Consider the following 7,413-nt stretch of genomic DNA (forward strand, 5'->3'; position numbering starts at 1 on the left):
AGCTACATCCATGCAGTCGGCGTGCCGTTCCGCCCGCGTGACGGCTCGCCGCTGGTTGCCATCACCTGCGGCGGCATCGGCGAGATCATCACCGAGGACCGCGCGCATGCCGAGATCGGACCGGCGCTGGTGGCGATGGTGAAAGCACTGGGCGACCAGCTCGAGGGAATTCCCGTGTAATCCCGGCACGGGATTGGCCCAGACGATCGGGCTGCATGCCGGCTTGAACTTGCCTGGTGGTGGCAGCACAGTCGCCGCCGATGGCATGGCGCTCGCGTTGTCAGTCCATCGGGTTCGGGTGACGGGGGGAGATCGGATGCCGATGAGTTTTGCAGGACGGTTCAGCGACCGGGTGGCGGTCATCACCGGTGGCGCATCGGGCATTGGTCTGGCGGTGGCGCAGAGGATTGTCGAAGAAGGCGGACGGGTTTCGGTCTGGGATCGCGATCCCGCCCAGATCGAACAGGCCAAGGCCGTCATCCCCAGTCTTCACGGCATCGCTATCGACGTTGCCGATGCCGCAGGCGTGGAGCGCGCTGCCCGGTCAACGCTCGAAGCGCTTGGCGGTGTCGATATCCTGGTCACCAGCGCGGCGATCACCGGGCCGAACATGACGACCTGGAACTATTCGGCGGAAGATTGGCAGAAGGTCATCGACATCAACATCAACGGCGTCTTCTACTGCAACAAGGCGCTCGTGCCGCACATGCTCGAGCGCAACTATGGCCGCATCGTCAACATCGCCTCGATCGCCGGCAAGGAAGGCAATCCCAACGCCTCCGCCTACAGCACGTCCAAGGCCGCGGTAATCGGCCTGACCAAGTCGCTCGGCAAGGAACTGGCCAAGACCGGGGTGACGGTCAATTGCGTCACGCCGGCGGCCGTGCGCACCGCGATCTTCAAGCAGATGAGCCAGGAGCACATCGACTTCATGCTGTCCAAGATACCGATGGCGCGCTTTGGCGAGGTCGACGAGGTGGCGGCGCTGATCTGCTGGATCGCCTCGGAAGAGTGTTCGTTCACGACGGCCGCCGTGTTCGACGTTTCCGGCGGCCGCGCCACCTACTGAGGCAGAACGAATCTCAATTCCACGTGACGGTGCAACGGATGGAGCATGCGGGCGTATAGTTGGACGCCTCGAATCGACAAGTCGCGACAAGGTAGCGGGAACCATGACACGGAATGCAGCCGTCAGGCGGGAGTTTGCTACTTTTGCTTAGAGCCGAATCTGCCGCACTGTCCGACGATGAGCTTCTGGACCGCTATCAGCGCGCCGCCTTCGATTACTTCCTCGATAACGTGAACCCCGAAAACGGACTGGTCGCCGACACATCGCGGCCAAATTCGCCGGCCAGCATCGCTGTCGTCGGCTTCGCGCTGTCCAGCTATCCGATCGGCGTCGAGCGCGGTTGGATGACGCGCGATGCCGCCGCGAAGCTGACGCTGGCCGCGCTGCGTTTCTTCTCGACCAGCCGGCAAGGCAATAGCGACGACGTCACCGGCCATAAGGGTTTTTACTACCATTTCCTCGATATGCGGACCGGCCTGCGCGTCTGGCGCTGCGAACTGTCGATGGTGGATACGGCGTTGCTGATATCAGGCATGCTGGTGGCGAGCGCTTATTTCTCCGGTGACGATGACGAGGAAGCCGAAATCCGCCAACTGGCCGAGGCGCTCTACCGGCGCGTCGACTGGCGGTGGGCACAAGGTTCAAGCCCGACCCTGCGGCAAGGCTGGAAGCCAAAGAGCGGCTTTCTGCACTATGGCTGGGAGGGCTACAACGAAGCGACGATCCTCTACGTGCTGTCGATGGCCTCGCCTGACAGTCCAACCTCGGATAACAGCTACGAGGGCTGGACGGCGACCTATCAGTGGGAAAACATCTACGGCTACGACGTGCTGTATGGCGGCCCATTGTTCATGCACCAGTTCTCGCATGCCTGGATCGATTTCGCCGGCATCCGCGACGCCTTCATGCGCGAGAAGAACTCGGACTATTTCGAAAACAGCCGCCGCTCGACCTATCTGCATCGCGACTATGCGCGCCACAACCCTTACGGCTATGACGGCTATGAAGAGAACCTTTGGGGACTTTCGGCGGGCGACGGGCCGGGCGGCTTCCGCACCAGCGTGGAGCGACAGCGCCGGCGGTTTTCCGGCTATGCCGCGCGCGGCGCTCCGTTCGGGCCCGATGACGGGACGATCGCCCCTTGGTCCTATCCGGCATCACTGCCTTTCGCGCCGGAGATCTGCCTGGCGGCGCTGCGCCATCTCGGTGATCGCTACCCCGAGGTGATCGACAATTTCCGGCTGCCGAGCGGCTTCAATCCGACATTGGCGAACCGGCGTAAATTCGGGAGGCACGGCTGGGTGTCGGAAGGCCACTATGGGCTGGATCAGGGTATCGTGGTGATGATGATCGAGAACCATCGGTCAGGGCTGATCTGGAAGCTGATGCGATCCAATCAGCATATCCGTCGCGGTCTGCACAAGGCCGGATTCAATGGCGGCTGGCTGTCTCAGCCGGCAAGCCCGGCGTCAGGTGGCGGCAATGTCGCGTGACCGGACCAGGACCACCGCCTTCCCCGTCGACAGCAACGACATCAGTCTGATCGCGAGCGCCCATCCGCCGCACTGGAAGAACCCGCAGCCGGACGGTCCCTACAACCTCGTCGTCATCGGTGCCGGGCCGGCTGGGCTGACTGCCGCCTACGAAGCGGCCGGCCTCGGCGCAAAGGTCGCGCTCATCGAGCGCAATCTGATCGGCGGAACTTGCGTCAATGTCGGTTGCATCCCGTCCAAGTCGATCATCCGCACCGCAAGGCTTTATGCCGACATGCGCGATGCCGAGAATTTCGGCGGCGACATGCCGGACCGTCTTCACGTCGACTTTCCGCGCGCCATGACGCGGATGCGGCAGATCCGGCAGCGGATCAGCCGCGCGGATGCCGCCGATAGGCTGGTTTCCGAAGGCATCGACCTTTATTTCGGCGAAGCGCTGTTTTCCGGACCGGACGCTGTCACGGTCGCCGGACAAACCTTGCGTTTCAGGAAGGCGCTGATCGCGACAGGCGCGCGCCCGAGGCTGCCGACGATTCCAGGCCTTGCCGAGGCCGGCTATCTCAGCAACGAGACCATGTTCGAGCTCACGGAGTGCCCGAAGCGGCTTCTGGTCATTGGCGGCGGACCGCTCGGCTGCGAGGCGGCGCAGGCCTTCTGCCTGCTCGGTGCCAACGTCATCCTGGCGCAACGGGAACCGATGTTCCTGCCCGGCGAGGAACGCGACGCCGCCCAGATCCTTTCGGACGCGCTGGCGCGCGAAGGTGTCGAGGTTCGCCTCAACACCGAGGTGGTAGCGGTGCGAACGGAAGGCGGCAAGAAGCTCGCCGACCTGGTGTGCGACGACATCACGACAACGATTTCCGTCGACGAGATCATCACCGGCATCGGCCGATCGCCCAATGTCGACGGCCTCGACCTGGAAAACGCCGGGGTGGCATACGATGCCGACGGTATCAAGGTGGACGATTATCTCCGCACCACAAATCCGCACATCTATGCGGCGGGCGATGTCTGCCTCGCCTACAAATTCACCCACACCGCCGAGGCCACAGCTCGCATGGTCGTGCGCAATGCCCTGTTTCTCGGACGTAGGAAACTGAGCGAGCTGGTCATTCCGTGGTGCACCTACACCGATCCGGAGATCGCCCATGTCGGCCTCTATCCGGCGGAGGCGCGCCAGAACGGCATCCCGGTCAAGACTTATACGGTGCTGATGCACGATGTCGCCCGGGCGGTCATGGACGGCGAGGAGGAGGGTTTCGTCAAAATCCACGTCAGGGAAGGGTCCGACCGCATCCTGGGCGCCACGGTCGTCGCCAGCCATGCCGGTGAGATGATCAATGCGGTGTCGCTGGCCATCAAATCGGGCATGGGATTGCGTGCGCTGGCCGACGTCATCCATCCCTTCCCGACGCAGGCGCTAGGCATAAAGATGGCCGGCGACGCCTATCGGCGGACAAGGCTCACCTCATCATGGAAGCATCTGGCTGGCCGCTGGTTGGCGTGGTCCAGGCGATGGTGACATTCCGGCAGCCTGCCGCAGCTGGTGCATCGGACATTCGGCGACGATGCGGCGCTTGACGAAAGCCTCGTCGACCATCTCGGATATCCGCCAAACGTCGACGCCATCCAGAGGTTAGCCGGCTCTATATTTCCGCGGATCCTGCGGGCCCTGCCGACCGCAACTCCAATTTCGTGGCTGCCCTGTCAGAGTGCGTGCAGAAGTTCTTGCCGAATGGGCTCGAGATAGGTTTGCGGATGCAAGCGTCCCCAAACATGGTCGCGCTCGGTCAGATGCTTAGCCTGCTCTATCCAGCGCCTTGGCGCATCGGGGTCCCTGACCTCATGCCAGTCGTCGACGATAATGACCGGCAGACCCTGATAGAGCGGGTCGAGCGGCGAGGTCTTGGTGACGACGATGCAGCCGAGATAGAACAGCTCCCATGTCCTATGGCAGTCCAGGCCGTTGCCTTCGGTGGACAGCACAAGCGGGTATTGCGAGTACAGTTGCCAGATCGAGCGCTGCGAGACGCGTTTCGCCAGGAAATCGACATGCGGACATCCGCGCAGGGCATCAAGCAGTTCCCGGCGCTGTCTCGAGCCATTGCTGATGCTGAAATCAGAGAACAGTCTGGGCGGGCGGCGGTCCACATGATCCTGCCGGGCGCGTATGATTTCCAGTTGCTTCACAAGCCCTTCCGGCGTGGCGAAGGACCGAGGCGTGTGAAGATCGAGCCCGATCGGGAAAGGCTTGACCCTGGGGTGAGTGCCGTCACAATTCTGGCTGTACCAGGAGACCAGGAAGGGGTTGGCGAGAAGCTGGTCGACGGTGTCCTTCGCCAGATCCGACGGCACCGAAGCATCGCCATCGGTCGTCAGCAGCGTGAACGGTGCCGTGATCGTCGGCAACACGATCCTGACGAACGTGTCGAGATCACAGGTTTGCGCATCCCTGGACAAGGTGCTCAGACGCAGCCAGACGATGCCATGTGCGCCGCTGTAATGCTGGCGGAAAAATGCCTCGCTCTGTGTCGATGCGGTTGACGCGTTGCGATACCAGCGCGGCCCGGCGAAATCGCAGAAATGTCCGATCCCCTGCGACCACAGCACGGGCGGAACGCCAAGAAATCTCAGCGCCCTGGAATAGACGGCTCTTTTGACTGCCCTTCGCAACCTGCCCATGGGCAACTCCTAGCGCGGATGCCAATACCGTTGCAACGTGCTGCCCGACATATTCGCCTTGAGCGGAACATAGGCCAAAAGTTTCCCCGCAATACCCATTCCGGCTCCGGAGAACCCAACTTACGACAGGCGCAGCCGCCGGCGAGGCAGGCGGCGATCTACAGACTTGATTATGACAAAGGTCGAAGGGCTTGCGGTCGGCGCAGGCCGCACGTCTCAATCGTGCAATTCCCGCGATATCGGCGGCCCCACCGAAAAGCCGGAGAATGTGACCTCGAAGCCCTCGCGTTGCGGCGAACAGCACATCATGCCGACATCGACCGTCCTGGAGATCGGAAAGTAGGCAAGCCGCACAGGCTTCCAGTGGCCGTCGGAAGCATCGAGATACTGGACACGGATCGTTTCGGCGTGACGGGTCAGCCGGATCCTGACGCCGCCCGGACCGGCATGAATGGCGACCAGCGACCAGTCTGACGTGTCGTTGGTGACCACGACGGAGAAATAGGCAAGGCCGTCGGTGTACTCGATACCGGCCTTGATCCAATGGGTTTCGCTGAGCCGCACCATCAGCCCCGCCTGATCATAAAGCACCTCGTAGTCGCCTTTGACGGTGACCTCGGCGGTGAAATCGCCTTCGACGGGCCGGTGCAGGAAGTGGCCATTGTCGCGCCAGAAACCGTAGAAGGTCTCGCGCCAGAAATCGGTCTCCTTGCCGGTGCGCACACGAACGCTGTCGCCGTCGATAGAATGGTGCGGCGGCGGGTTAAGCCAGGTCAGGTCCTGCACTGTCATCCTTCGCGCCGCTCCAATCCAGATGTGCATGGCGGGGTTGCCGGCGTGGCCGGCAGTGACCGATCAGCCCGGCTGATCGGTCGACGGCTGATCAGCCCGCGAATGTATAGGCCGTCTTTACCGTGGTGTAGAACTCCGCCGCATAGTGGCCCTGCTCGCGCGGCCCATAGCTCGAACCCTTGCGGCCGCCGAAGGGAACATGGAAATCGACACCCGCCGTCGGCAGGTTGACCATCACCATGCCGGCCTCCGAATTGCGCTTGAAGTGCGTGGCATGCTTGAGGCTCGAGGTGCAGATGCCGGAGGTCAAGCCGAAGGGCGTGTCGTTGGCGACGGAAAGCGCCTCGTCATAGTCCTTGACGCGAATGACGCTGGCGACAGGCCCGAAAATCTCCTCGCGCGAACTGCGCATGGCGTTGGTCGCCTCGGTCAGCAACGCCGGCTGCAGGTAGAAGCCCGGCGTCTTGCGGTCGAGCCGCTCGCCACCGAAGGCGAGCGTGGCACCTTCCCTGACACCGATGGCGATATAGTCCTCGTCCTGCTTCAGCTGCGTCGCGTCGACGACAGGACCGATCTGGGTCTGCGCGTCGAGCGCATCGCCGATGACCAGTTTGCTCATGCGATCCTTGAGGGCGTCGACGAAGCGGTCGTGAATGCCGTCAGCCACAATCAGCCTGGACGAGGCGGTGCAGCGCTGGCCGGTCGAGAAGAAGGCACCGTTGAGCGCGCAATCGACGGCGATCGCGAGGTCGGCATCGTCGAGCACGACCAGCGGGTTCTTGCCGCCCATTTCAAGCTGGAACTTGCGCATGTGTTCGATGCTTGCCGCAGCGACGCGCTTGCCGGTGCCGACCGAGCCGGTGAAGCTGATGGCGTTGACATCGGGACTGTCGAGCATCGCCTGACCGACGACCGAGCCCTTGCCCATGACGAGATTGAGCACGCCCTTCGGCAGGCCGGCGCGATGCAGGATGTCGACGATGGTCCAGGCGCTCTCGGGAACTAGCTCCGCAGGCTTGAAGACGACGGTGTTGCCGTGTGTCAGCGCCGGGGCGATCTTCCAGGCCGGAATAGCGATCGGAAAATTCCACGGCGTTATGATGCCGACCACGCCGACCGCCTCGCGCGTCATCTCGACGCCGACGCCCGGCCGCACGCTCGGCACGACCTCTCCGGTCAAACGCAACGTTTCGCCGGCAAAGAAGTCGAATATCTGGGCGGCGCGAATTGTCTCGCCGATGCCTTCGGCCAGCGTCTTGCCTTCCTCTCGCGCCAGATTGCGGCCGATCTCGTCCTTGCGCGCCAGAATCTCGTCGGAGGCCTTTTTCAACACCGCGTGACGCGCCAGCGGACCGGAGCGGGACCAAGCCGGGAACG

The 7,413-nt window shown here is 62.9% G+C and carries 6 protein-coding genes and 1 pseudogene; 4 read left to right on the plus strand and 3 right to left on the minus strand.

The features are described 5' to 3' along the window. The 4 genes and pseudogenes from EN991_RS16045 to EN991_RS16060 form a co-directional block, all read left to right on the plus strand. Positions 1-180, plus strand: a pseudogene (locus tag EN991_RS16045) (IclR family transcriptional regulator); the annotation flags it as partial. Positions 181-316: 136 nt separating this feature from the next. Continuing rightward, complete coding sequence (locus tag EN991_RS16050; protein ID WP_127369121.1) at positions 317-1,069, plus strand: SDR family NAD(P)-dependent oxidoreductase; 753 nt, start codon at positions 317-319, stop codon at positions 1,067-1,069. 113 nt (positions 1,070-1,182) lie between these two features. Beyond that, on the plus strand, positions 1,183-2,562 hold the full coding sequence (locus EN991_RS16055) for a glucoamylase family protein (RefSeq protein ID WP_063169869.1): 1,380 nt from the start codon (positions 1,183-1,185) through the stop codon (positions 2,560-2,562). After that, positions 2,552-4,084 carry a mercuric reductase gene (locus EN991_RS16060; protein ID WP_127369122.1) on the plus strand — a complete coding sequence of 511 codons (1,533 nt, stop codon included), beginning with the start codon at positions 2,552-2,554 and terminating at the stop codon, positions 4,082-4,084. Before EN991_RS16055 ends, EN991_RS16060 begins: the two co-directional genes overlap by 11 nt. Before the next feature lie 185 nt (positions 4,085-4,269). Here the strand turns inward: EN991_RS16060 and EN991_RS16070 are convergent, their stop codons facing one another. The 3 genes from EN991_RS16070 to EN991_RS16080 all read right to left on the minus strand — a co-directional run. Then, positions 4,270-5,244 carry a hypothetical protein gene (locus EN991_RS16070; protein WP_127369124.1) on the minus strand — a complete coding sequence of 325 codons (975 nt, stop codon included), beginning with the start codon at positions 5,242-5,244 and terminating at the stop codon, positions 4,270-4,272. A gap of 216 nt (positions 5,245-5,460) precedes the next feature. Further along, on the minus strand, positions 5,461-6,036 hold the full coding sequence (locus tag EN991_RS16075; RefSeq protein WP_063170443.1) for a DUF1349 domain-containing protein: 576 nt from the start codon (positions 6,034-6,036) through the stop codon (positions 5,461-5,463). Positions 6,037-6,127: 91 nt separating this feature from the next. Then, positions 6,128-7,413 (minus strand): aldehyde dehydrogenase family protein (locus EN991_RS16080; RefSeq protein WP_164769111.1); only part of this gene is annotated, 1,286 nt, incomplete at its 5' end.

It is taken from the genome of Mesorhizobium sp. M7A.F.Ca.US.005.03.2.1, from assembly GCF_003997795.1.
Taxonomy (GTDB): domain Bacteria; phylum Pseudomonadota; class Alphaproteobacteria; order Rhizobiales; family Rhizobiaceae; genus Mesorhizobium; species Mesorhizobium ciceri.